We start from the raw sequence: 324 nt of genomic DNA on the forward strand, positions 1-324 counted from the left end.
GTGTAAGTCTGACTCTAGTTCTTCCAAGGAATCCCAAAACTCAGATTCAGGTATACGGGGGTGGTTACGTCCATGAATCATACTATCCAATCCGTGCTCAATTAGTTCTGTCCATTTTGCGTGCTCTATCCATTCGTTTGGAAAAATCTTGCGCAGGTGGTGCGCCAACGCATTTCGACAATCTTTTGATGGAAGCCAACGCCTTTCTATATGGTTTCGAGTGGCGCGCTGAAAAACGCCGCAAACCTCGTACAACTCGCCAGCTGATAAGAGCCTTACTTCGTTTGGAGGAACGCCTACAGAAGACAACATATTAACAGTATC

The 324-nt window shown here is 46.0% G+C and carries 1 protein-coding gene; it reads left to right on the forward strand.

Annotation, left to right across the window (positions count from 1 at the left end; translation table 11 throughout):
• Positions 1-317: hypothetical protein (locus ACNQ0T_RS23510; protein WP_417930414.1), on the forward strand; the 317-nt coding region annotated here is incomplete at its 5' end.
• Between the last annotated feature and the right edge of the window lie 7 nt (positions 318-324).

It is taken from the genome of Enterobacter cloacae complex sp.6700776, assembly GCF_048284255.1.
Taxonomy (GTDB): Bacteria; Pseudomonadota; Gammaproteobacteria; order Enterobacterales; family Enterobacteriaceae; genus Enterobacter; species Enterobacter intestinihominis.